Annotated in this window: 19 protein-coding genes; 4 read left to right on the forward strand and 15 right to left on the reverse strand. The window is 56.4% G+C overall.

The annotated features are described in order from the left end of the window. The first annotated feature begins 105 nt into the window (after positions 1–105). Complete coding sequence (locus J0G10_RS12190; protein WP_038369560.1) at positions 106–1,098, forward strand: formylglycine-generating enzyme family protein; 993 nt, start codon at positions 106–108, stop codon at positions 1,096–1,098. Between the two features lie 217 nt (positions 1,099–1,315). Here J0G10_RS12190 and J0G10_RS12195 read toward each other — a convergent pair whose 3' ends face one another. From J0G10_RS12195 to J0G10_RS12255, 14 genes are all read right to left on the reverse strand, one after another. Continuing rightward, positions 1,316–2,284: a tetratricopeptide repeat protein gene (locus J0G10_RS12195; RefSeq protein ID WP_220558552.1), complete on the reverse strand. Its 969-nt coding sequence runs from the start codon at positions 2,282–2,284 to the stop codon at positions 1,316–1,318. 111 nt (positions 2,285–2,395) lie between these two features. Continuing rightward, positions 2,396–3,082 carry a tetratricopeptide repeat protein gene (locus J0G10_RS12200; RefSeq protein WP_342593396.1) on the reverse strand — a complete coding sequence of 229 codons (687 nt, stop codon included), beginning with the start codon at positions 3,080–3,082 and terminating at the stop codon, positions 2,396–2,398. A gap of 3 nt (positions 3,083–3,085) precedes the next feature. After that, a complete protein-coding gene (locus J0G10_RS30185; protein ID WP_342593397.1) occupies positions 3,086–3,373 on the reverse strand; it encodes a hypothetical protein in 288 nt (95 codons plus the stop codon). 9 nt (positions 3,374–3,382) lie between these two features. Then, complete coding sequence (locus J0G10_RS12205) at positions 3,383–4,351, reverse strand: tetratricopeptide repeat protein (protein ID WP_220558553.1); 969 nt, start codon at positions 4,349–4,351, stop codon at positions 3,383–3,385. Beyond that, entirely contained in the window at positions 4,344–7,352 is a 3,009-nt protein-coding gene (locus tag J0G10_RS12210; protein WP_220558554.1) for a hypothetical protein, read from the reverse strand. Before J0G10_RS12210 ends, J0G10_RS12205 begins: the two co-directional genes overlap by 8 nt. Before the next feature lies 1 nt (position 7,353). Further along, positions 7,354–8,187 carry a DUF4123 domain-containing protein gene (locus J0G10_RS12215; RefSeq protein ID WP_220558555.1) on the reverse strand — a complete coding sequence of 278 codons (834 nt, stop codon included), beginning with the start codon at positions 8,185–8,187 and terminating at the stop codon, positions 7,354–7,356. Continuing rightward, positions 8,172–10,250, reverse strand: coding sequence for a type VI secretion system Vgr family protein (locus tag J0G10_RS12220; RefSeq protein ID WP_342593398.1), 2,079 nt, complete (start codon positions 10,248–10,250; stop codon positions 8,172–8,174). Before J0G10_RS12220 ends, J0G10_RS12215 begins: the two co-directional genes overlap by 16 nt. A 130-nt stretch (positions 10,251–10,380) precedes the next feature. Next, positions 10,381–10,896, reverse strand: a complete 516-nt coding sequence (locus J0G10_RS12225) for an Hcp family type VI secretion system effector (RefSeq protein WP_007919523.1) — start codon at positions 10,894–10,896, stop codon at positions 10,381–10,383. A 430-nt stretch (positions 10,897–11,326) separates the two neighbouring features. After that, positions 11,327–12,706: a 2-oxoadipate dioxygenase/decarboxylase HglS gene (gene hglS / locus J0G10_RS12230; RefSeq protein ID WP_220558556.1), complete on the reverse strand. Its 1,380-nt coding sequence runs from the start codon at positions 12,704–12,706 to the stop codon at positions 11,327–11,329. A gap of 88 nt (positions 12,707–12,794) precedes the next feature. Continuing rightward, entirely contained in the window at positions 12,795–14,015 is a 1,221-nt protein-coding gene (gene glcF, locus J0G10_RS12235; RefSeq protein ID WP_220558557.1) for a glycolate oxidase subunit GlcF, read from the reverse strand. Positions 14,016–14,017: 2 nt separating this feature from the next. Beyond that, complete coding sequence (glcE, locus tag J0G10_RS12240; RefSeq protein WP_220558558.1) at positions 14,018–15,067, reverse strand: glycolate oxidase subunit GlcE; 1,050 nt, start codon at positions 15,065–15,067, stop codon at positions 14,018–14,020. Beyond that, complete coding sequence (glcD, locus tag J0G10_RS12245; RefSeq protein WP_220558559.1) at positions 15,067–16,566, reverse strand: glycolate oxidase subunit GlcD; 1,500 nt, start codon at positions 16,564–16,566, stop codon at positions 15,067–15,069. The genes glcE and glcD overlap by 1 nt, the downstream gene beginning before the upstream one ends. A gap of 136 nt (positions 16,567–16,702) precedes the next feature. Then, positions 16,703–17,629 carry an alpha/beta fold hydrolase gene (locus J0G10_RS12250; RefSeq protein ID WP_095047522.1) on the reverse strand — a complete coding sequence of 309 codons (927 nt, stop codon included), beginning with the start codon at positions 17,627–17,629 and terminating at the stop codon, positions 16,703–16,705. A 21-nt stretch (positions 17,630–17,650) separates the two neighbouring features. Then, positions 17,651–19,105: a flavin-containing monooxygenase gene (locus J0G10_RS12255; RefSeq protein WP_220558560.1), complete on the reverse strand. Its 1,455-nt coding sequence runs from the start codon at positions 19,103–19,105 to the stop codon at positions 17,651–17,653. Positions 19,106–19,282: 177 nt separating this feature from the next. Between J0G10_RS12255 and J0G10_RS12260 the strand changes: the two genes are divergently transcribed. From J0G10_RS12260 to J0G10_RS12270, 3 genes are all read left to right on the forward strand, one after another. After that, on the forward strand, positions 19,283–20,356 hold the full coding sequence (locus J0G10_RS12260; protein WP_095047520.1) for a diguanylate cyclase: 1,074 nt from the start codon (positions 19,283–19,285) through the stop codon (positions 20,354–20,356). 212 nt (positions 20,357–20,568) lie between these two features. Continuing rightward, positions 20,569–21,807, forward strand: a complete 1,239-nt coding sequence (locus tag J0G10_RS12265; protein WP_220558561.1) for a M20/M25/M40 family metallo-hydrolase — start codon at positions 20,569–20,571, stop codon at positions 21,805–21,807. Positions 21,808–22,369: 562 nt separating this feature from the next. Next, a complete protein-coding gene (locus J0G10_RS12270) occupies positions 22,370–22,672 on the forward strand; it encodes a hypothetical protein (RefSeq protein ID WP_220558562.1) in 303 nt (100 codons plus the stop codon). 132 nt (positions 22,673–22,804) lie between these two features. Here the strand turns inward: J0G10_RS12270 and J0G10_RS12275 are convergent, their stop codons facing one another. After that, positions 22,805–23,674: an isocitrate lyase/PEP mutase family protein gene (locus J0G10_RS12275; RefSeq protein WP_007919546.1), complete on the reverse strand. Its 870-nt coding sequence runs from the start codon at positions 23,672–23,674 to the stop codon at positions 22,805–22,807. Between the last annotated feature and the right edge of the window lie 33 nt (positions 23,675–23,707).

Here is a 23,707-nt window from a genome sequence, read left to right on the forward strand (position 1 = left end):
AATGCGGGGTTTCAGCTTTGATGACGTAAGTGTTGCTCTTCAGATTTTCGCGGATTTTTATTCGGGTTAGCCGTTGCCTTTCGGGCACTTTATAAGGAATTTTTAGTGATACGTCCGTATGCGTTAGCCCTGGCAAGCACGATGCTTTTCACCGGATGCGGTGCAGAATCGGGTTCTTTACCCAGCAGTCAAAGTATGTCCCCTGAAAAGGTGGCCTCGATCGCGACGACAATCAAAACGAAATACCCTGACCTTTCCAGCGAACTTCGTGACAAAGTGCTGAATACGGTAGTGCAGTCAATCGACAATATGGTTTTTGTTGAAGGTGGCCAGTTTGATATGGGGGATTTTGGTTGGGCTTGTGAGTACGACGAAGAAAATGTTTGTACCTGGCCATGTGGGCAAAAAACGGACCAGCTTTGTAATATTAGCCGCAATGCAGATGACGATTTTGTACATACGGTTAAGTTGAGCTCTTATTATCTTTCAAAATTTCAGACGACCGTGCGTGATTTTGATGTTTTCTTTATGTCGCAAGGTATAGAAGTGTTTGATGCTAAACTTCGTGATAGAGAAAATTTAAAGAGTATGTATTCTCCTAGGCTTCCTGCGCCTACAAAAACATGGCAGGAAGCTAAGGATTATTGTCAGTGGATAGCAGGCATCAGCGGCTATGGTGTAGATCTTCCATCGGAGGCACAGTGGGAATTCGCGGCGAGAAATCGCGGGCAGCATATATTGTTTCCAACTAGCAGTGGGAGCTTGGATTTCGGTAAAAATTTTCCAATGGAAGGGGAGGGGGAAACATTCTTTGTTGATAGATTTTTTCCTAATCCGTTGGGCATATATAACCTTTCAGGCAATGCAACCGATTGGGTAAATGATTGGTACGACGATGAGTACTATCAGAATTCGCCGGTAGAAAATCCTGAAGGTCCAAAAAATGGTAAGCAGAAAGTAAAACGTGGTTCAAATTACCCCGAAGCCCCATTGTCAGCAGCGCCGGTTGTACGGCGCTGGCCGGAAAATCCAAACGAGGATGCTTACTATCCAGGTACAAGTTTCCGATGTGCGATTCAGTCGGACAAGCTGCTCTGAGGTTTTCAATGTGAAAAGGCACTACTCTAGGTGCCTTTTTAAGCTAGACCCTCAAAGTTGATGCTGGGATTTCTCAGGGGGATCTCAGGGACAGACCATGTTTAGAGTGCGTAAAGGTGAAAGGCATTCCGGGGCAAATTTCATCTAGAAAAAAGAAACCGTGTTCTACCCTGATTGCAGTTGATCGACGGTTGATATATTAAGGATGTTTGATCGTCTAGTACCCGTATATTGGATCGAAATAAGATAAAGGAGGGTGAGTTTTTTTCCACTTTTTCGAAAATTCAATCCCTGCTGTTATTTCTACAGGATTCATCTTTTTAGCCAGATCCGGGAGCAGTCGCTTTGCATCTTCTGGTGCTGTTCCTGCCTCCAGTTTTGAAAGTAAAAGCGTCAAGCCGTATGCTTCAATCAGATTTTCTGGGTAACCAAGTTCATTGGATGGATCTGAAATTTTGTATGCGTAGGTGCCAACTGCATCTATATGGCTGTGCTCCGCTGATTTTTTCACCCAGTATGCGATCTCTTCTTTACTACCATTATGGTCGTATAAGTAATTCGCATAGAGGAACATACCTCTCGGGTTACCACCTTCCGATGACGCTTTAAACCATTTGATAATCGCTTTTTCTCGACTACCTGGAATCAAAAACCACCCGGCACCGCTTTTGTAAGCGCTAGCCAGCATTTGTTGTGCGTAACTGTCACCTGCTTCGGCCGCTTTCTTAAGCCATGGCAGGCCCTGACCAGCCGTATACAGGACGGTCATCGCTTCTGTGTCGCCTTTTTTTGCTCGTTCTAGAGCCGTTGTTAGTGAACGCTCTCGCCAGTCCACTCCATTTTTATCTGTGCAGGTACCCATACTTCCGCACAAGTCATTTTTATTGCTTAAGCGAAGCATTGCATATAAGAAACCTTGCTCAGCTGAGGCCTCATACCATTTTTTTGCGTCTGGAGTGATATAGCGCTGACTGAGTCTAATAGCTTCGCCCAAATAATATTGTGCGTCACGATCCCCTGCCTCTGCGGCAATGTTCAGAAAGGGCTGGGAGTCGTACCAGTCACTCTGTTTGAAAAGAATAATTCCCGTTTCTCCGGCCTCTTTTTGCGCTGCTGTCATTCCGGCGTAAGCTGGGTTAGACAGTGCTAACGAGAACAATAAAAATAAAATAATATTTTTGATCATTGGTGGGATCTATAAAATTTTAATTTCTTGTTATGCAATTGTTGGTTCTACAAATGCCCAAGGGCTAGTTGCACTTATAGCGTTTGGCGGTGGCCCTGGGAATGAATTGGCTTAATATCCGTAAATTGGATCAAAGTAGGAAAGTGGGGGGTGTGTTTTTTCCCATTCCTTTGCGAATGAAATCCCCATTTCGATTTCTTCAGGTTTCATTTTTTCTGCAATCTCAGGGAGGCTGATCTTCGCTTCCCTTGGTGCTGCTCCCCCTCCTTGAAGCTGTGTTATCAAATAGGTAAAGCCATAGGCTTTGACTAAATCGAGCGGAAAGTCGTAGCTGTTCGGAAGGTGGGCAATATTGAGGGCATAGCTTCCAAGTGCATCGATATGTCCTGCTTCAGCTGTTTTTTTAAGCCAATGTCCTATCTCTTCCTTTTTTCCATTGTGCTCATATAGGTAGTTAGCATAAAGGTACATTCCGGGAGGATAGCCCCCTTCCGCAGACGCCTTAAACCAATTCTTGACTGCTTTCTCTCGACTGCCTGGGATCAGGAACGAACCCTGTCCATTTTGATAGGCACTTGCTAGAAGTTGCTGGGCAAAGTTATCACCCGACTCTGCAGCCTTTTCTAACCACTCCAAACCTTGTTGAACTGTGAAGAGCGCAGTCATTGCTTCGGTGTCGCCTCTCTTCGCGCGCTCATGTGCAGTTTTTAAGGCCTGCGCCCGCCAGTCCTGACCAATTTTTTGCTTGCAGGTTTCGATAATAGTGCAGAGGTCTTCTTTGTTACTGAGACGCAGCATGGCCTAGATATGTCCTTGTTCGGCTGCGGCCTCATACCATTTCACGGCTTCCTCTGTCATGTAGCGATTACTTAGGCGGATGGCCTCGCCTAAGTAGTATTGAGCGTCTCGATCACCCGTTTCGGCGGCGGTTTGCAAAAAAGACTGTGAAGAAGTCCAAGCGCTTTGATGGTAAAGCGCGATGCCGCGATCTTTGGCCGTAGCTTGATTCTCTGTCAATTGGGTGGCATAAACATTTGGTGCAAGCATTAAGAGAAGAAAGCTTGTCACTAATTTAATAATTAATGCCACGTTGAGTTCTCAATAGCCGTAAACAGGGACGAAATAAGAAAGCGGTGGGTGCGTTTTCTTCCATTCTTCCGCAAATAAAAGACCTTGCTTGATTTCTTCCTTGGTCATTTTTTCAGTGATTTTTGGGAGCATTCTTTCTCCGTCTTCGGCTGCTGTCCCGCCACCCTCGAATTTAGACATCAGATAGGCTAGTCCATAAGCCTCAATCAAGTTTTTTGGGTAGTCTAGATCGTTTGGTATATGGGCTACGCTGAGGGCGTAATTGCCGACCGCGCTGACGTACCCGCCTTCGGCCGATTTTTTTAACCAATAAGCAACTTCTTCTTTCTTACCTCCATGTTCGAATAAATAGCTGGCATAAAAATACATTGCTTTGGGATATCCACCTTCAGCTGACGCTTTGTACCACTTTTGAATGGTTTTTTCGCGGCTACCCGGAACGATGAACCATCCGTCCCCATCTTCGTAGATTCCTGCGAGTGTATTCTGCGCTAGAGGATCACCTGCCTCAGCTGCCATTTCTAACCAACTGAATCCTTGTTTGGTGATGAATAAAACGGTCATTGCTTCAGTGTCGTTGTTTTTAGCTCTTTCCTGAGCTAATTGTATTACTTGTTCTCGCCATTCGTCTGCACTCTTGCCACCGCAGCTTTTCATTTCATTGCAGATATCACTCTTACTGCTTAGTCTTAGCATTGCGTAAAGGTTGCCCTGTTGCGCAGCTGCTTCATACCATTTTCTTGCTTCATTAGTTGTGTATCGGTTGCTCAGACGAATCGCCTCTGCCAAGTAATATTGGGCTGTCTCGTCACCAGCAATGGCAGCACTTTCTAGTAAAGGTTGAGAGTCGTACCAGTCGCTTTGCTGGTACAAAATTAGACCTCTCTCTTTTTTTGACTGCTGTTCCTGTGTTAATTGCGCGGAAGCTGAGCAGGAAAAAAGGACGGATAGAAATAGGCATAATGCGATTTTAATCAATGTTCGGTCCCTTATAGCTTGCTTTTGTATCTTGGATTGGAGCGAAAGCCGGGCCCTTATAAATGGTGTTGTACTCACAGTGTCCATTTAGTCGTGCGCCTAATCTAGCTACATGCTCGCGATAAATTGTTCTTGTGTCGTTACTGGCCTTGTCCAGAGCTTTAACTCGTTCAGCCATAAATGAATCGAGTTTGAATTTGTTTTTACAATATGTAAGCCCGGCTTGCGGTGGTCGCAATCCATCCCGATTCATACGTATAATTGCCTCTTCGAACTGTAAAGTAGCGTTAGGGTTGGATGATATCCACCCTAAACACCGTTCGATCGCTCTCTGCTGTAGTTGATATGCCTCGTCTTCCTTCACGCTTTTATTGTCCTGGTCTTCTTCTATTGAAAAAGGTTCAGGAGATGAGCTAAGGGTCAATAGCAATGGTCCAAGTGCCTGTGGCTGCAAGTTACACACCCATTCCTGCATCTCTTTCTGTTTTTTGTCGGTGACGATTGAGTAAGCAATCAAGCCCCCACGCCCACCCTCAGTCAGCGCATCAAATAACCCTTTAACAATCGCATACCCACGCACATAGGCAAACGCCACATCGATACCAGTGGCGCCGAGGAAGCTCAGTTTTTGCAGGTAGTCCAAGGCTTCGCCATCGACCCACTCAAGATCCTTGTATTGGTTCGCGGCCATTTCCTGTCGCACCAGTTCCGTCAAGGCCACGATGCTGTCGTAGCCGACTTCAAAGGTCAAATACCCTTTGACGCCTGCGCCCCAAACCAGCGCGCCCTTGATCGATAACAGCAGTAGGCCGTTTTGCATCCGCAGTTGCATGTCGCCGGTGTAGCCGGCGCCGATGGCCACGGCCACTTCAACTTCCAGTTTGGCCATAGGGCGCCACTGGTTGGCTGAAATGCGATTGGGCACGGGAGCAGGTGGGAGGACGCTTGGGGGAGGGCACCAGAACAGTTTGCCGGTGACTTTGCACCCCGCTTGAGCGCCGGCAAACACTTCGAACTTCGCCAGGTCGCCGGATTTCTCGGCAATGTCCACACCGACCAGGCTGGTGTAGCCGGTTTTCTGGTCCAGGGTCAGGTCGCGTGACAGCATGAGGCTTGCGCCAGCGAATCCCCAGGCCTTGGCTTCCAGATCCAGAGACAGTTTGCCGAAGTTGACGCTGCGCACGCTGCCGTCCTGGGCCTTGTATTTCGCGACCCAAGGATCGGCTTTTGCCCGTTTCGGGAATTCGACTTTGAGTAAGCTGACTTCCCCGCGCCACGCAGTTACATCCAGTGCTACTTCTACGTTGGCAATCTGAGGGGAACCACTTTTCAGAGTGGGGCCTTCCATTTTAACTTCGGACAGCAGGTTGGCACTTTCCGGGAGCAAGCATCGAACCAGTTGGGCCTGTGGGCTGTTGTCGAACAGCATGAGGTTGCGCAACTGCTTATCTTCGAAAACCATGGCTTTGAGGTTTTCGCCCCAGCTTTTGCGTTTGGCTTCGGCTTTGATGCTTTCGACTCTGTAGCCTTTGGCTTCCAGTGCGGTGAAGAATTTTTCAGGCACGAAAAGTCCATGTTCATCGAACCATGGTCCCTTTTCATCGAACTGCAGCGCGCCTTCCTGTTCCAGCCAATCACTGAATATCCGGTCGTCGTCGGATTCTTTGGCAATCGACTTTGGCAAACTGGTCGCGAGTTCTTTGAGTTGACCCTCGAATGCGTTGCCGCTGACCTGCGCAAGATGTTTCAAGCTGATGTGGTTCAGGATCGTCGTCGAAGAGGCGCTGCTGAGCTCACGTAGTGGAATGTTTGTTTTGGCCAGTCGTTCGAGGGGTTTTGGCTTGTAGCTTTCCGCGTCCCAGAGAAACAGACGGGGCGGCTTCAGTGCTCGAACGCGTGCTTCGGCGGTGTTCTGAATTCGCTCTGCCTCGTCATTCAGGTCGTACCACTGTTTCTGCAAGCTGACGAAGAGCACGCCGGGTGGCGCAGATTTTCCACCAGTGGCCGAGACCCATTGGGAGTAACGGTCTTCGATCTTTTTCTCAAGCTCATCGCGTTTGGTGGTCAGCTCGATGAATGCCTGAAAATCCTCGGTACCGGCGTATTGGTCATCGGGACTCAGCGCAAACTCGGGAACTGCAATCCCGCACTCGGCAAGCTCGACGATGGCATTGATGTACTTGGACATCAGGTCTTTCAACGCCAGGATGTTGATTTGCACACCCTTGAGTTTCTTTTCGTCGATCTCGCCGGTTTCAATCAGCTTTTTGTGAAGGGCCTTATATTCTTTCAGATGTTCCCAAGCCGAGGCGATCTTCTTGGTGCCTGGATCGAACATTTTGTAGCCGTGGGCTTTCGCCTTGTCGCGCTCTTTAATGTACGTATCGATGGCTTCACAGGCCTTTAACGCGCGAGGGGTATAGAAGACGCCGTTTTCTCGTTTGTACCCCAACGTTTTTGCTTTTTCGTCGGAAACTTTTTCGAGGGTTTCCATGTTTTTCTGGTTTTTCTCGATGCGTTGTCCAGCGTGGAACATCTCGCGCTCGGCGTGCATCGTGGCGTCGCTATCACCCTTTGCTTTTGCCGTTTCCCAATCCTTGCGGCACTGCGCCTTTTTGGCAGTGTCTTCGGGGATTGCCGACTTCGACGCCAGGTAACTGCTATGTTGCTCGCCTTCGAGAAAGGCTTCCGGGCCAGGGGTGAGGAAATAGTCCATCAAACCCGCGTCGGCGATGTTGCTCATGCGCGTGGCTTTATCAGCGTCGACGGTTTTCTGTTTGAGCAGGCTGACGCTTTCCTTGAGTTTCTCGGACGTGCGCTTGGGCAACAGCCAGAAACGGCGCTGACCGGTGACGTAGATGATGTCGTCATAGCTGCTGCTGCAGCCCGGCTTCTTGTCTTTGCAGAACGTTTCCGCGTCGGCAGTCTTTTTTGGTGGATCGGCCGGAATGACAACAGGTGGTTGTTCTGGCGCGGGTGTTTGTTCGGACGTACCTGTCATCTCAGACTTCCAGTCGTTGTACTTTCTCGAATGCCGGCATGTCGCTGCTCAGCACGTTCATGACATCGGTGCGGGCCTGCAACGGACCTTGGTTCAGATTCGGCAGCAGGTGCTCAAGATGACGTCCTTCTTCAATGCCGTGATCCACCAGCAGTTGCAAATTATCGGCCACGTCAGACAATTGCGAATCCGATAAGCCCGCTGCGGACTCGGCGTTCCGCAGCCGAATCCAGTACCACCAGCGGATCTCATCGAACGCTATCAGCGTGTTGCTCTTTAGGTGCAGCGGATATTTTTGTTCGCCATTAGAGGCATCAACTTTTTCTGTTTGTTCCCAAACACGCCATTGTTGATCGTCGCTGTGGGCGGGCGGGGTGTAGACGCTGGCCCAAGGGCCGAACAGAGCTCGGGCGGGTACCGTCAGCGCCAACGCGCTCCAGAATGCCGGGTCGTAGTAGCGCGCCAGCGAGTCACCATGAGACGGGTCGTTCATGCGCAGGAGGCGACGAGCATGCAAGAGTGCGGTCTCCGGTTTCTCACGTGAGGTGAGCAGAATACCGGCGCGGTTGTCGCGGCATAGCTCAATGGCTTGGGCGGCGGCAGGACTTCCCGGTGTCAGTTGCAGCCAGATCGGACTGACATCATTCATTTCGGCGAACGGCGTGTCCTGAAACAGCTTTTCAACACCATTCAACCCGGACTGTTGGTAAAGCTTTTCCAGAGCCCGAGGCTGGCGAACGCTGTCGATGATGCCATACAGGGTGCGGTTTCCACTGCTGCCCGATGGCGTCGTGGCCACGGGTTGTTCAAGGAAATGACTCAGCCATTCAGACATGGGCAAACCTCTCGCGAGCAAGCGCCATTGGCTTGCTTTCCACAGATCGGAACAAGGGGTAGGCCTTGAACGCTTTTTCGTACAAACGGATTGGTCATTGGCGGGACTAACACCTTGCCAGCCTTGTCAGCGTCAGCCTGTTTCACGACGCCCGGCAACAACGGCGCCGCACCGGTGCCGCTCCCCGGACTTCCGCCGGAGTTCATATTGATCACCGGCCCACTCATGGTCACGCCACCAGCATCAATCTTGATGAAGCTGCCGCCGCCGATCAGGGTCAGCTCACTACCGGCTTCCATCACCACTTTCATGCCGCTGCTGAGATGGATTTCCTGGCCGGCGTCGATGAACTGGCCGGTGCCGATCTTGATGTGTTGGTTCACGCCGACGGTGAGGTGGTCGTTGGCGCGGGTTTCGACTTTGCGGTCGGCGTAGACGGTGTGGTGTTCTTCGGCTTTGAATTCGCTGTAGCTGTTCTTTTCGACGGTGTCGTGGCGTTCGTTGCCGACGCGGATTTTCTGGTCGTGCTCGATGTTTTCGTCCCAGTCGCGCTGGGCGTGCAGGTAGATCTGTTCCTGACCTTTTTTGTCTTCGATGCGCAGTTCGTTGTAGCCGCCACCGCCCATGGAGCTGAGGGTCTTGAAAGTGCTGCGAGTCTTGTTCGCCGGCAGTTCATACGGGACGGTGTTTTCCTTGTGGTACAGGCAGCCGCTGATCAGCGGTTGATCGGGGTCGCCTTCAAGGAAGGTGACCAGCACTTCCATGCCGATGCGTGGGATGGCGATGCCGCCGTATTGCGCGCCGGCCCAGGCGCTGGAGACGCGCAGCCAGCAGCTGGTTTTGTCGTCGGCTTCGCCTTCGCGGTCCCAGTGGAACTGGACTTTGACGCGGCCGTATTCGTCGCAATGGATCTCTTCGCCTTTCGGGCCGGTGACCACGGCGCTCTGGCTGCCGAGGATGCGTGGTTTCGGGTGGCGCAGGGGCGGGCGGTTGGGCACGTCCCATGGGGTGGCCTGAAAGCGGTTGCGGTAGCCCTGGTGGAAATCGTCTTTCAGTGCGGTGGTGTCGCTGGTTACCGACTCTTCGAGGACTTGCGGTTGCTTGCCTTCGTGGTGGACTTCGGTGAGCAGCCAGAGGTCATTCCATTTGGCTTTCGGGTGCGCGGTGAGGGCGAGGAAGTGGCCGCTGACCAGCAATGGCTGATCGCTCTTGCCTTCAGCCAGTTTGAAATCGCTGCGATGGCGTTCGAGGGCGCGTTTGGCCAGGTGTTTGCCGCGCTCGCGGTCGATGAAACGACCTGGGTAATCGTAGTCTTCGAGGTCGGGCAGGGCGTCGCCGCGGTTTTCGCTTTCGAGGGTGATGCGAGGTTTTTCGAAATCGTAATCGCGGCGGGTGGTGCGGCTGGTGCGGGTTTCCAGGCGCAGGTCGAAACGCTTGATCACCGGGTCGCTGGCGACCATGCCGGAGTCTTGCTGATAGGCCACAGGCTTGAGTTTCGGGAACACCGTCTGGTCATCGCCGAACACCAGTTTGTGCGCCGTTGCCGTGTGCTCGAAGTGGTAGTGGATACCTTCTTCCTCGCACAGGCGCTGGATGAAATGCAGGTCCGATTCATCGTATTGCACGCAGTAGACGCGCTCGGGATAGATCGAACCGGTCTTGAATTCGTAAGCGTTGCTTTGAATGCCGTGCTCTTCGAGGACCTGGCCGATGATTTTCGGCACCGTGAGGTTCTGGAAGATGCGCTGGTTGATGCGGTGCGCCAGGTAGGACAGTTGCGGACGCAGGGTCACCGAATAACGGGTCAGGCGTTTGCCCGAATCGCCTTGCGCGGCGCGGTAGATCTGGCCATGGATGCCGCTGCCGTCGGGCGACAATTGCAGGAAGGCCGGTTTGTGCAGCAGGGTTTCGAGGTCCAGCGACGGCTGCTCACTGACCAGCTCCACCTCGAACACAAAAGGCTGGCTGATGGCTTCGCGACCTTGCAGGGTGAATACCTGAAAGTCAGCAGAAAGACCTTCGATGGTCAGGGCAAAGTGGGTTTCATTGGCCGGCGCGAACATCCCTTGTTCCTCGTGCTGTACAGCGGCGTACGTCGACGACCGCAAAGCGGCTCAACTTACGCGAAATTCTGGAGGGCGAAAACAACATCGACCAGCAGAGCTGGCCGATGCTTGTAACGATCAGCCGTAATTAAACGACTGGAGCACGCCAGTCATCGGAACCCGAAGTACCGGATACTTCGTGGGTCCAGGTGATTTTGCGGTAGGTGAACTGCACTTCTTCCAGGTGGGTGAAGTGCGAATTGCCTGGATCCTGGCAGTTGTGCATTTTGTTATTGATGGCGACGATGATCGCGTCTTCCAGTTTGGTGGTGTAGTAGTGCTCTTGGGTGCCTTGAGCAGAAGTACGGAACCACTGGATAACGATTTCGCTCATGCGCTCGCCGGAGGTCAGAGCGGCTTGCAACAGAGGCGAAGCCTTGTCGTAGACCTTGGTGATCACAACTGGCTTGTGAACGCGCTGACCGGTTGGCTGACCGGATTGTGGGTCACGCGGGATGATCACGTCGTGGCTGAAAGCCTGAACCATAACCTGGTCTTCGTGGCCTTCCTGGTAGGTGTTGCCTACGGAGTCAGCGGTGAAAGCGCCTGCAGTGATCAGGCCTTGTTTTTCGCCGGTAACCGACATGTACGCTGGTGTTGCCATGGGGTGCTCTCCTTGCGGAATAATTTAAGGTGCCCGGGAGGCGAAATCGCCCGGTGGGTGCCTGACTGTTATCAAGGAGCGTGCCAACAATTGTGGCGGCCATGCGGGCCGGGGTGTTTGTCTGATTTTTCAGGCGCTTGTGCGAAATAAAGCGCTCGCTCAAGGCAAAAGTGCGCAAGAAGTTGCGCAGTACTGCGCAACTTCTTGCGCACTTGGCTGCAGACCTTGTGCGACGTGGCTCTCAGCGGTTTTATCAGGCTTTTTTGCAAAACAAGTGCGCAACTTCTTGCGCATAATGGCCAGGTGCCATCATTTGGTCGAGGCGGCTGCTTAAAACTTTTAGATCAAAAGATCGCAGCCTTCGGCAGCTCCTACATTTGGAATGTATTTTTCCTGTAGGAGCTGCCGAAGGCTGCGATCTTTTCGGCCGTTACCGGGAAAGTGTGGACAGACAATTATCGATCGAACGCTGCTGCGTCGCGGCATACAACCCCAACTCATCAATAGTCGCGCGCCCCAGCGCCTGCTCGAAGGCCTGCCGATTGGAATGCTCGCCATAATGCGCCTGTGCCGCGTCGCCAAGGTTCGACTGAAAAATCCCCGCCGCACTCACCGGCAGGAAGTCTTCGTACACCAACGGTTCCGCTTTCACATAACCACCGCGCAACAAGTCCTCCAGAGACGACTGCCCAAGCCCTCCAGCAGCCTGCCCTTTTTCCGTGGCGAAATAGCGAAAGTACGCCAGCTCTTGTTCACGCATGCCCTCGACACTGTCAGGAAATTCGCCAAAGTGCTGAGCCATCAGCGCGTTGTAGCGTGCGGCATTGCCTTCGTTGGGGAAGTCACCGAGTTCATCGCGCGCGGCATTCAGCAAGCGGTCATACAGCGCCCGACCTTTGGGCGTGAGTGCCGCGCCGCGCTGTTCGATCTCGCCGAAACGCGCGCTGTGGCTGCCACGGGTTTGGTTCTGATCGGTGAAGGCGATCGGCTCGTCCAGTGCCTTGAAACTGGTTTGGCGCAGCAGGATCGGGCACTGCCGGCGCGGTGGGCCTTCGATCACGGCTTTGGGGGTGATGCCATGGGCCGGCATTTGTTCCTGGACGCTGTCGATGTCCAGCGTGCGTGGCGTCAGGTGATTGATGTGTGGGCCTTTGAACGCCACTACGTCGGCGATCAAACGGTGTTGGGCGCTCAAAGATTGATATTGCGCAGCGGTAACCGTAGCGCTGTGATGCCAGCGAAAGGTTTCCAGTGCCTGCAGGACGAATGCCTCGGCCTCGCTTTCATTCAGTCCGCCCGCGTTTTCAGCTTGCGCGATCAGGCGCAACGCCTCCGAGGTAAAGATCGAACGCTTGGCCAGCACTGATTCGGCAAAGGCACGCAGTTGCGCATCCTCAATCAACTCCAGGCGCAACAACGACGTAAACACCCGAAACGGGCTGACTTGCAGCGCCTCTTCATGCACGGCGCGAAACGCTGTGGAATGCACCGGCACGCCCGCTGGGGTCAGGTCGTAATAACCCACCGGTTGCATGCCCATCACTGCAAACAGGCGGGCGAGGGTGGCCAGCTCCGTCGCGGTGCCGACACGAATGGCGCCATGGCGCTCCATGTCCAGCCGTTGGATTTCGCCGGTGCTGTCGAGCTGGCAGGCGATGTCCGGCTGACGTGCAAGCACCTCGCGGTTGGTTTGCTCGACCAATTGCATCAGCGCGCCGTACAGCGGCACTTCTTCGCGGTACATGTCGGACATCGCTTTGGAGAAGCGTTGGCGGATCAGGTCGGGGCTGACGAACGGCTGCACGGTCATGAAAAAAATTCCTGCCACGGTCACGGAATGGATGAGGGAAAAGATCGCAGCCTTCTCGCACGCGGGCAAACGAAGAATCCTACGAACTTCATTCTGCCAACGACTGATCCACCAGTTCGATCCAGTGCATCACCCGCGTGCGCCCGGCGCTGGCCAGATGGCTTTGACAGCCGACGTTGGAGGTGACGATCAGCTCAGGCCGGCCGCTCTCCAGCGCGTTGAGGCGGTTGTCGCGCAGTTGCCGGGCCAGCACTGGTTGTGTCAGCGAATACGTACCTGCCGAGCCGCAGCACAAATGGCCGTCGGGCACGGCGGAAAGATTGAAACCCAGGCGTGTCAGCACAGCTTCCACCGCGCCGCCCAGTTTCAACGCGTGCTGCAAAGTGCACGGGCAATGCACGGCAATCCGTCGCTCGTTCGCTGCGCAGACTTTTTCCAGCGGTTCCCGATCAAGTATCTGCACCAGATCCAGCGTCCGCTCGCTGATTTCCCGGGCCTTGGCCGCATACACCGGATCGTCTGCCAGCAAATGCCCGTAATCCTTGATGAATGCGCCGCAACCGCTGGCGGTCTGCACAATCGCTTCGGCACCGTTTTGCAGGTGTGGCCACCAGGCATCGATATTCTGCCGGGCGCGATCGAGGCCTTTGGCTTGCGCGTCGAGGTGATAGTCCAGCGCGCCGCAACACCCGGCCTCGGCCACCGGGGTGACACTGATGCCCAAACGATCCAGCACCCGCGCCGTGGCGTCATTGGTATTTGGCGACAACCCCGGTTGTACGCAGCCTTCAAGCAACAACACCCGCCGGGCATGCCGAGGGGCAGGGCGCGAGCCGTTAACCGGCAAGTGCTGCGGCAATTTGCTTTCAAGCAAGCGCGGCAACAGCGGCCGAAACGTCGTGCCCACCCGCAACAAGCCTTTGAACAATCCCGGATTAGGCGCCAATGCGCGCAAGCCCTCACGTAACAGGCGCTGCGCCGCCGGACGCGGCACCGCGTGATCGACCACCGCGCGGCCAATGTCGAGCAGGTTGTGATAGTCGACGCCGGACGGGCAGGTGGTTTCGCAGTTGCGGCACGACAGGCAGCGGTCCAGGTGCAGTTGCGTCTGCGCCGTCGCAGGTGCGCCTTCGAGCACTTGTTTGATCAGGTAGATGCGCCCGCGCGGGCCATCGAGTTCATCACCGAGCAACTGATAGGTCGGACAGGTCGCGTTGCAAAAGCCACAATGCACGCAGGTGCGGAGGATTTTTTCCGCTTCGGCGGCACGGGGCAGTTGCAGTGACTGTTCGCTGAGGGTGGTTTGCATGGCTAGAACTCCGCGTACATGCGCCCGGGGTTGAACAGCCCTTGCGGGTCGAGTTGCGCCTTCAGTTGTCGGTGATAGCGCAGCAGTGTCCAGGCCAGCGGCTGGAACGGCGAAGAGTTGGCACCGTGGGTAAAGCAGGTGGCATGGCCGCCGAGTTCCTGAGCGAGAATATGCATGTGCTCGACGTCGGATTTCAGCCAGCGTTGTGCACCGGCCCAGTCGATCAGTTGCTCGCCGGGCAGATCCAGGGGCCCGAGATTATTCGGCAACGACAAGCGCCACAGCGGCAAACCTTCGTTGAAAAACGCAAGACGCTGCTCATTCAGATCCCGCCAGAACCCTGAATCCAACGGCTCACCACCGAGGCGTTGATGCGCCGCCGTCACCGAGCCTTCGCCGCCCTCAAGACGCAGATACAGGCTCTGGCCATCGTGGCACGCGGCGCTGATCGGCAACGGTTGCTGACCCCATTCGGCAAGCTTGGCCAGTGCCCGCGCGCATTCAATGTCGAGGCGAATGCTTAGGCACTGGCGCGGTTTCGGCAGGACTTTCAGCGACACTTCGGTGAGCACGCCGAGGCAGCCGTAACTGCCGGCCATCAACCGCGACAGGTCATAACCGGCGACGTTCTTCATCACTTCGCCGCCGAAGCGCAGGTGCTGACCGAGGCCGGTGATGACCCGCGTGCCGAGGACGAAATCGCGCACCGAGCCCGACCACGGCCGCCGAGGCCCGGATAAACCCGTGGCGATCATGCCGCCGACGGTGGCGCCCTCGCCGAACGCTGGCGGTTCGCACGGCAGCATTTGCCCGGCAGCGTCCAGCGCCGCCAGCAGCTCGGACAACGGCGTGCCGGCGCGCGCCGTAACCACCAGTTCGGTCGGCTCGTAACGGACGATGCCGCAATGGGCGCGGGTATCGAGCACTTCACCGGCGACCTCGCGGCCGAGGAACGCTTTGCTGTTGCCACCCTGAATTTTCAGCGGCGTGGCATTGGCCCGGGCCTCGTTGACCTGATCGAGCAGGGCGTCGGCGGCATCGACGTCGGCCATCAGAAACGCTCCAGTTCGGGGAACGGCAATTGCCCGGCGTGAATATGCATGGCGCCGAATTCGGCGCAGCGGTGCAGGGTCGGAATGTTCTTGCCGGGATTCAGCAGGCCTTGTGGGTCGAACGCGGCTTTTACTGCATGAAACAGGTTCAGTTCGTCACTGTTGAACTGCGCGCACATCTGGTTGATTTTCTCGCGGCCGACGCCGTGTTCGCCGGTGATGCTGCCGCCGACCTGCACGCACAGTTCGAGGATCTTGCCGCCCAAGGCTTCGGCGCGGTGCAGCTCGCCGGGTTGATTGGCGTCGAACAGAATCAGCGGGTGCATGTTGCCGTCGCCGGCATGGAATACGTTGGCCACGCGCAATCCGTATTCTTCGCTGAGGCGGGCGATGCCTTGCAAAACCCCGGGCAATTCGCGGCGCGGGATGGTGCCGTCCATGCAGTAATAGTCCGGTGACAAACGACCGATGGCCGGAAAGGCATTTTTGCGCCCGGCCCAGAAACGCACGCGCTCGGCTTCGTCGCGGGCCTGACGCACTTCGGTGGCGCCGGCCGCGGTCATGACCTCGCGCACCCGTTGGCAATCATCGTGGACATCGGCTTCGACACCATCGAGTTCGCACAGCAGAATCGCCTCGGCGTCGACCGGATAACCGGCGTGGATGAAATCTTCGGCGGCGCGAATGGCGAGGTTGTCCATCATCTCCAGGCCGCCGGGAATAATCCCCGCCGCGATGATTTCAGCGACCGCACGGCCGGCCTTTTCTACGGAATCGAAACTGGCCAGCAGGACTTTCGCGACCTGGGGTTTGGGCAGCAGTTTGACCGTGACTTCGGTGATGATCCCCAGCAAACCTTCGGAGCCGGTGAAGAGCGCGAGCAAATCGAAACCCGCTGAATCGAGGGCGTCCGAACCCAGGGTCAGGCGTTCGCCTTCGATGGTCAGCACTTCGATTTTCAGCAGGTTGTGCACGGTCAAACCGTACTTGAGACAATGCACGCCGCCGGCATTTTCGGCGACGTTGCCGCCGATCGAACAGGCGATCTGCGAGGATGGATCTGGCGCGTAATACAGGCCGAAAGGCGCCGCTGCCTGGGAGATCGCCAGATTGCGCACCCCCGGTTGAACCCGCGCGGTGCGCGCGGCCGGGTCGATGTGCAGGATATTATTGAAGCGCGCCATCACCAGCAGCAGGCCCTGTTCCAGCGGCAAGGCGCCGCCGGACAACCCGGTGCCGGCACCACGGGCAACCACCGGGACGTTTTTCTCATGGCAGAGTTTGAGCAGGGTTTGCACTTGCTCAATTCGTCGGGGCAGGGCGACCAGCATCGGCGTGGTGCGGTAGGCGGAGAGACCGTCGCATTCGTAGGGTTTGAGTTCTTCCTCGCGCCACAAAATGTCGAGATCTGGCAGCGTTTGCTGCAATGACTTGAGGAATTCGGCCTTGTTCACCTGCGGCAACGGGCCGTCGAGGCGTTCGTCATAAAGAATGTTCATCTCAAGCCCTTACACTTGATCGTTCCCACGCTCTGCGTGGGAATGCAGCCCGTGACGCTCCGCGTCACTGGACGCGGAGCGTCCCTTGAGGCATTACCACGCAGAGCGTGGGAACGATCAGGGGAAGAGTGAATTGTCATCTTTGGCTTCCCAGAAACTCGCGATACAGGCGCGCAGTATTCCCCGGCTGTTCAACCATCGGCATGTGCCCGACGTGATCCCAGACATCCACACGCAAATTGGCGATGCCCTTGCTCCACACCGGCACGCTGCTGACGTCGATCAGCCGATCCTTGCGCCCCCAGAGCAACAGCGCCGGGCACTTGATGTCGGCCAGTTTCGGCTCCATCGGCGGGCTGGCGCGAAAATCGCGGAAGATCTCTTCCAGTTCATCGCGTTGTTGTTCGTAGCGCTGGGCGATGGCGTCCAGCACCAATTTGGGTACCCATGGTGGCGTGGCCATGGTCATCGCGTAGAACTGCTGGAACTCTTCCCGCGAATTGATCAGAAACGGGTTATGCCCGCGCGCCAGATGCCGCTCCATGTCGCTGGCCTCAGGCGCGGTGACGCCCGCCGGGTCGATCAATGCCACCGACGCGATGCGGTCGGGATAAGTCGCCGCCAGCCACGCGGCGATGTAGCCGCCCATCGAGTTGCCGATTACGTGGACTTTCTCCACGCCGCAAACGTCGAGCAACTGGATCATGCGCTTGGCCTGCAACGGAATGTCGTAGCCGCCGCCCGCCTTGAAGCCGGTTTCACCATGGCCGGCGAGGTCCGGGATGATCACCCGATACTGGCGCACGAAGTGCCGGGAAAAGCGCAGCCACAGGTTCTTGTCGGCGCTGTAGCCATGCAGCATCAGAATCGCGCTGGCCGCTTCATACGGCCCGCCCTGCCAAGTCGAGACGGTCATCTCGGCGATCGGCACTTCGATCTTGTGCAATTTGTACAACTTGGCCTCGATGGCCATGTTCAGGTCGTACAGCCAATGACCAACCGCCGGATAACTCAACCAGCTCCAGGCCACGAAAACCGCGAGGGCGACAAACAGCAAAAGCATCGACGTCTTCCTTTTACGTGTTCAGGACAGAATGTGGTCGGCCGGTTTCAGCGCTCGGGTCAAGCGGTGGTAGCTGAAACTGAAGCCGGGAAACATCGCGATCACATGACCGCTCTTGCTTTGATACCAACTGTGGCAGCCACCGGACTTCCAGACCGTGCGCTCCATTTCCCGATGAATCATCTCAGTGTAGGTACGTTCCGCTTCGGGGCGCACTTCGATGCTGCGCAGACCCTTCGCCTGCACGGTGCGGATGCAGTCGAGGATGTAGTTCATCTGCGACTCGATGATGAACAGCGCCGAGGTGTGGCCGATGCCGGTGTTGGGGCCGGTGACGATAAACAGGTTGGGAAAGTCCGGCAGACTGGTGCCCAGATAGGCGCGCGGGTATTGCGCCCAGACATCTCTGAGTTGCACGGCGTTTTTTCCGCTGACCGGGTAGGAAATCACCCCGTCGGTGGCGTCGTACCCGGTCGACCAGATAATCAGATCAACATCGATGTGCTGGCCGTCCTCGGTGTTGATCCCGGTTTCGTCGATGGACGCAATGCCTTGCTCGCGCGTATGCAAGGCGACGTTGGAACGGTTCAGCGCCGGGTAATAGGTGCTGGACACCAGCACCCGTTTGCAGCCAATGGTGAAGTCCGGGGTGAGTTTTTCTCGCAGCACCGGGTCCGGCACTTGGCGTTTGAGAAAACGCAGGGCGTGCTGCTGGACCATGTCAATCGCCGCTTTCGAGTATTTGAACGCGATGACGCGGGTTTCGAATTGCCAGTAAATCAGCCAGCGCAACAGTTTGTAGGCGGGTTTGCGGCCAAGCAGCCAGCGTTGCAGCGGTCCGAACTGACGATCGGCGCGGGGCAGCACCCAGTGTGGCGTGCGCTGAAACACGTGCAATTGCTCGACCTGCGGCGCAATGGTCGGAATCACTTGCACCGCACTCGCGCCGCTGCCGACGATGGCCACGCGTTTAGCGCGGTAGTCGTAGCTGTGATCCCAGTTGTTCGTATGAAACGTCTTGCCTTGAAAGCGATCCTGGCCGGGAAAGTGTGGGATGACCGGTTGGCTCAATGGTCCGGTGGCATTGATCAGGAACTGCGCATAAAAGGTGCCTTTGCTGGCGGTGTGCACAGCCCAGCGTTTTTCCGTGTCGTCCCATTCGACGCGCTCGACATTGGCCTCCAGCTCAACGCGTTCGCGCAAACCGAATTCCTCGATGACATGTTCGGTGTAGCGCTGCAGTTCGGCCTGTCCGGCGAACATCTGCGACCAGCGGTACGGCGCGAACGACAGCGAATACAGCGGCGACGGCACGTCCACCGCCGCGCCGGGGTAGGTGTTCTGGCACCAGGTGCCGCCAAAGAAGTCCCGTCGCTCCAGCAGGCGAAAATCGTCGATCCCGGCCTTGAGCAGGTTGACCGCAGCACATTGACCGCCAAAACCGCTGCCGATGATCAACACGTGATAGGTGTGCATGGGTCTCCTTCTTATAGTTTTTTTTCCATTTTGCTCCTTTCATGTATAGCCAAATATTTGCACTGTGCGCGGCCCTGATGTCGCGCTATTCAGCCCGCTGGCCGGTGATGGCTATTTAACGTCGCCCTGTTAGACTTCCAGCACATCCGTCCTGCGGTGTGCGTGATCGAGGTCCTTATGGGAAATACCGGAGGAAAGGGACTTTCATTGGCCAGGAGGCTTTATACATCGCGCATCCTCGGGTTGATTCTGGGGCTTGTGTGCGTGAGCGTGGCGATGTATTCGCTCGATCCGCCGCTCTGGGTCTGGGCGTTGATGTTCTTCAATGGCTTGGTCTGGCCGCATCTGGCGTTTCAATGGGCGCGCCGCGCCCGGGTTCCTTACCACGCTGAACACCGCAATCTGTTGATCGACGCCTTTTTCGGCGGCTTTTGGCTTGCCGCCATGCATTTCAATCCGCTGCCCACTGCCACGACCATTTCGATGATGGCGATGAACAACGTCGCTATCGGCGGTTCACGCTTTCTATTGGCAGGCTCAGCGGCGCAGTTGCTCGGGGTCGGCGTCGGGCTGGTGGTGTTTGCTCCGGCATTCATTCCGCAAACCACACCTGCACAAATGTATGCCTGTTTCCCGCTTCTGCTGCTATACCCCTTGGCGCTGGGCTGGATCTGCTTTCGTCAGGCCTACACGCTTGGCTTGCATAAACGCGAATTGCTCGCCTTGAGCCGCACCGACAGCCTGACCGGGTTGCTCAATCATGGCGCCTGGAAGGATCAACTGGAGATCGCTTTTCAGCGCTGCAAGCGGCAGAAGCAGGGTGCGGCGATTGCGCTGATCGACATCGATCACTTCAAGGCGATCAACGACACCTACGGCCATGTCGCGGGCGACATCGTGTTGCGCCAGTTGAGCAAGTTACTTAAACAAAACCTGCGGGCGACTGACGTTGCCGGGCGTTACGGCGGTGATGAGTTCTGCGTGATTTTGCCGGATCTGCCGCTGTTCAACGCCGCGCAGGCGATGGAAGCGTTGCGTGAGCGCTTCGCGATTCTGGGTTATGAGCAGAATCCGGCGTTGAAGGTCAGCTTGAGCATCGGCCTGGCGGCGTACGATCCGGCGCATGCCGACGCAACACGCTGGCTCAATGATGCCGATCAGGCGTTGTACGAGGCCAAGGCCAGCGGGCGTAACCGGGTGATCTGCAATTGCGATGACAAGTCCCGGCAGACGTTACTGGATTCGGTTTGACCGCTATACCCCACATCCCCTGTAGGAGCTGCCGAAGGCTGCGATCTTTTGACTTTGGTCTTTCTAAATCAAAAGCAAGATCAAAAGATCGCAGCCTTCGGCAGCTCCTACACGTGTTCGGTGGTGGTCAGGGAGATGTCGCATTCGGTGTAGAGCCTCGCGCCGATGTCGGGTACGGTTAAATCCCCCCGACGCGAAACAAGGATCGCTTCATGACGTGCTCATTTTCTCGCTCCCTGCTGGCCGCTAGCCTCGGCCTGTCTCTCACTTTCTCCGCTGCCCACGCCTTTGCCGAACCGCACAAACAAGTGCTCGCTGATGCCGAGCAATACCAGCCAGAAGCGCTGAAATTGCTGGAACGGCTGGTCAATATCGACTCCGGTTCCGGCTATGAACCGGGCCTCAAGCAAGTCAGCGACATCGCCATCGATGAGCTGAAAAAACTCGGCGCCACCATCGAACTGGTGCCGAACACACCGGAAAAATCCAACCATGTACTGGCGACGCTGAAAGGCACCGGCAAGGCGAAAATCCTGTTGATGGCGCACATGGACACGGTGTTCAAGGAGGGGTCGGCGGCCGAGCGGCCGTTCCACATCAAGGACGGCCGCGCTTACGGGCCAGGGGTGATGGATGACAAGGGCGGCATCGTCGCCGGTATCTATGCGCTGAAAGTCCTGAAAAACCTCGACTTCAAGGACTACGCACAAATCACCTTCCTGCTCGACGCCAGCGAAGAAACCGGTTCGGACGTCGCCACCGATCTGATCAAGAAAACCGCCAAACAGCACGACGTGACCCTCAACCTTGAGCCGGGACGCCCGGCTGATGGCCTGGTGGTGTGGCGCAAGGGCAGCGCGACGGCGCTGGTCGAGGTCAAGGGTAAAGCCGCACACGCCGGCGTCGCCCCGGAACTGGGGCGCAACGCCGCGATGGAAGCGGCGCACCAGATTCTGCAACTGGGCAAACTCGGCGATGAAGCGAAGAAGACCACCATCAACTTCACCGTGCTCAAGGCCGGCGACCGCACCAACGTGATTCCCGATCAAGCCACGGCCAAGGCCGACGTGCGCGCGGCGGTGCCGGAGGAGTTTGACCGGATCGAGAAGGATCTGGCACGGGTGTCGCAGGACAAATTGATTCCCGAGACTGAGGTCAAGACTTCGTTGCAGCGCGGCTTGCCCCCGATGCCGCAAACGCCTGAGTCGGATCGCCTGATGGTCATGGCCCAGGGGATTTATGGCGAGATTGGCCGCAAGCTGACCGAGGAGGGGAGTGGTGGCGCGGCGGATGCGAGTTTGTCGGCCGGGGTCGGCACGCCGACGCTGGATGGTTTCGGGATTGTCGGCGGCAATATTCACACGCCGGAGGAGTACGCCGAAGTGGCGAGCGTGGCGCCGCGGATTTATCTGTTGTCGCGGATGATTATGGAGTTGGCCAAGCCACGGTGAGTGGGCCTGTGCTGTGACTGATGCGGGTGGGGTGTCAGGTGCATTTGCCCTCACCCTAACCCTCTCCCAGAGGGAGAGGGGACTGACCGTGTTGTTTTTGGTCAATACAGCGACCTGAAAGATCGATTTTGAATTCAAAATCGGATTCAGCGCGGTATCACAAGTCGGCGTAGATCCCGAGCATCCCCCAATCGGTTCCCTCTCCCTCCGGGAGAGGGCTAGGGTGAGGGGCTTTTGTGGGAAAAGTGGAAGTCGCGGACGGCGTACAACTTTCCAAGACGTTTCCTACAACGTACCCTGTTGCCGCATTTCGGTATCGACCCCTATAGTTCGGGCTCGCGGAAAAACACCGCGAACGACCTTGGCCGGTCGATACAGAGACGTACAGTCTGCCCAACATATTCAGTCGATGCTTGTCTGTGATGTTGTGTTATGGCGGCTGTGCGTGGGACACCTTCGGGTGTGCCGGTTCCTGTATCCGGTCGGCCAACCCGCGTACGGCTGCCACCTTCCTCGTTTGGCCGCGACTGGTGGTAGCTCTCTCAATACAGGAGTTATACCAATGTGTGATCAAGTAATGCCCCGCTTCCTCCCCATCGACACCTACGACGCCGAATCCCCGGTGCTTTTCCTCAACACCCACTCGGAACTCAGCGACATGGCCTCCTGTGCGATGCACCGGTTTGTGGTCGTGCGCGATCTGGCCGACACCTTTGCCAGCCTCAACCTCAAAGGCATTTCCGATTGTGATCTGACGCGGGTGACCAGCGCGGTGCATCTGTTGATGCGCGAGGGCTGTGCGATTCTGAATGTGATTCAGGCGCGGGCGGTGCAGCGGGAAGAGGCTTACAAGACGCCGGTTTAGCGGTGTAGCGGCAGGCCTCATCGCTGGCAAGCCAGCTCCCACAGGGTTTGGTGCTGAACCATCAATTGATGTCGAACCGCATAACCTGTGGGAGCCTGGCTTGCCAGCGATGGCGTCAGCCCGGTCAACCCATCACTCCTTGACGCTCATGTATTCCTTGGCCCAAAGAATGTATTCCTCCGGTTGGGTATAGGTGTGCGTCAACTCGGTCGCGCTCAGGTCGGAGGCCTGGGTAAAGATCTGCCGCTGTTCACGCAAGCTGTCATACGTCGCTTTGATCGCCGCAAAGTAAGCACCATGGCCATCAATGGTCACGCGTACACCGAGTTCGGCCAGACGTTTGTCGTCGCGCAGCGCCGGGTTGCCGTAGGTGACCAGCATCAGCGGTACGGTCAGGTGTTCGGCGATTTGCTCAAGCTGATCGAAATCCTGAATGCCGACCATGCAGATGCCGTCAGCCCCGGCAGCCTGGTACTGGCGAGTGCGGCTGATGATTTCCTGGTTCGGCAAAATACCGGCGTTGGTACGGGCGATGATCGCCATTTCCGTATCAACCCGGGCTTCCAGCGCCGCGCGGATCTTGCCGACGCCTTCGGCAACGGTGATCAGGTCGGTGGATTTTCGGCCGAATTGTGCCGGCAGCAAGGTGTCTTCGATGGTCAGGGCGGCGACGCCGGCGCGTTCCAGTTCGACGATGGTGCGCATCACGTTGAGGGCGTTGCCGTAGCCGTGGTCGGCGTCGGCGATCACCGGTAATTGGGCGACGCGGCCGATGCGGGTGGCCTGTTCGGCGAACTCGCTGAGGGTGATCAGGGCAAAGTCCGGGGCACCGAGCACCTGCAACGAGGCCACGGAACCACCGAGGATGCCCACTTCAAAACCCAGGTCAGCAGCGATGCGCGCGGACATCGGATCGAACACCGACGCGGTGTGGTAGCAGGTGTCGGAGGCCAGCAGTTGACGGAAGTTACGGCGCAAATCTTGATGGGAAAGCCGGGTCATACGAGTTCCACCAATACAAAGGAATGGAAAGGC

The sequence above is a fragment of the Pseudomonas germanica genome (genome assembly GCF_019614655.1).
Lineage (GTDB): Bacteria > Pseudomonadota > Gammaproteobacteria > Pseudomonadales > Pseudomonadaceae > Aquipseudomonas > Aquipseudomonas neuropathica.

What these genes read in the sequence shown, in the direction of transcription:
- J0G10_RS12195 (WP_220558552.1), bottom strand. Translation starts at nt 2,284, where the DNA reads ATGATCAAAAATATTATTTTATTTTTATTGTTCTCGTTAGCACTGTCT.
- J0G10_RS12200 (WP_342593396.1), bottom strand. Translation starts at nt 3,082, where the DNA reads ATGCTGCGTCTCAGTAACAAAGAAGACCTCTGCACTATTATCGAAACC.
- J0G10_RS12210 (WP_220558554.1), bottom strand. Translation starts at nt 7,352, where the DNA reads ATGACAGGTACGTCCGAACAAACACCCGCGCCAGAACAACCACCTGTT.
- J0G10_RS12215 (WP_220558555.1), bottom strand. Translation starts at nt 8,187, where the DNA reads ATGTCTGAATGGCTGAGTCATTTCCTTGAACAACCCGTGGCCACGACG.
- J0G10_RS12220 (WP_342593398.1), bottom strand. Translation starts at nt 10,250, where the DNA reads ATGTTCGCGCCGGCCAATGAAACCCACTTTGCCCTGACCATCGAAGGT.
- J0G10_RS12225 (WP_007919523.1), bottom strand. Translation starts at nt 10,896, where the DNA reads ATGGCAACACCAGCGTACATGTCGGTTACCGGCGAAAAACAAGGCCTG.
- hglS (WP_220558556.1), bottom strand. Translation starts at nt 12,706, where the DNA reads ATGACCGTGCAGCCGTTCGTCAGCCCCGACCTGATCCGCCAACGCTTC.
- glcF (WP_220558557.1), bottom strand. Translation starts at nt 14,015, where the DNA reads ATGCAAACCACCCTCAGCGAACAGTCACTGCAACTGCCCCGTGCCGCC.
- glcE (WP_220558558.1), bottom strand. Translation starts at nt 15,067, where the DNA reads ATGGCCGACGTCGATGCCGCCGACGCCCTGCTCGATCAGGTCAACGAG.
- glcD (WP_220558559.1), bottom strand. Translation starts at nt 16,566, where the DNA reads ATGAACATTCTTTATGACGAACGCCTCGACGGCCCGTTGCCGCAGGTG.
- J0G10_RS12250 (WP_095047522.1), bottom strand. Translation starts at nt 17,629, where the DNA reads ATGCTTTTGCTGTTTGTCGCCCTCGCGGTTTTCGTGGCCTGGAGCTGG.
- J0G10_RS12255 (WP_220558560.1), bottom strand. Translation starts at nt 19,105, where the DNA reads ATGCACACCTATCACGTGTTGATCATCGGCAGCGGTTTTGGCGGTCAA.
- J0G10_RS12260 (WP_095047520.1), top strand. Translation starts at nt 19,283, where the DNA reads ATGGGAAATACCGGAGGAAAGGGACTTTCATTGGCCAGGAGGCTTTAT.
- J0G10_RS12265 (WP_220558561.1), top strand. Translation starts at nt 20,569, where the DNA reads ATGACGTGCTCATTTTCTCGCTCCCTGCTGGCCGCTAGCCTCGGCCTG.
- J0G10_RS12270 (WP_220558562.1), top strand. Translation starts at nt 22,370, where the DNA reads ATGTGTGATCAAGTAATGCCCCGCTTCCTCCCCATCGACACCTACGAC.
- J0G10_RS12275 (WP_007919546.1), bottom strand. Translation starts at nt 23,674, where the DNA reads ATGACCCGGCTTTCCCATCAAGATTTGCGCCGTAACTTCCGTCAACTG.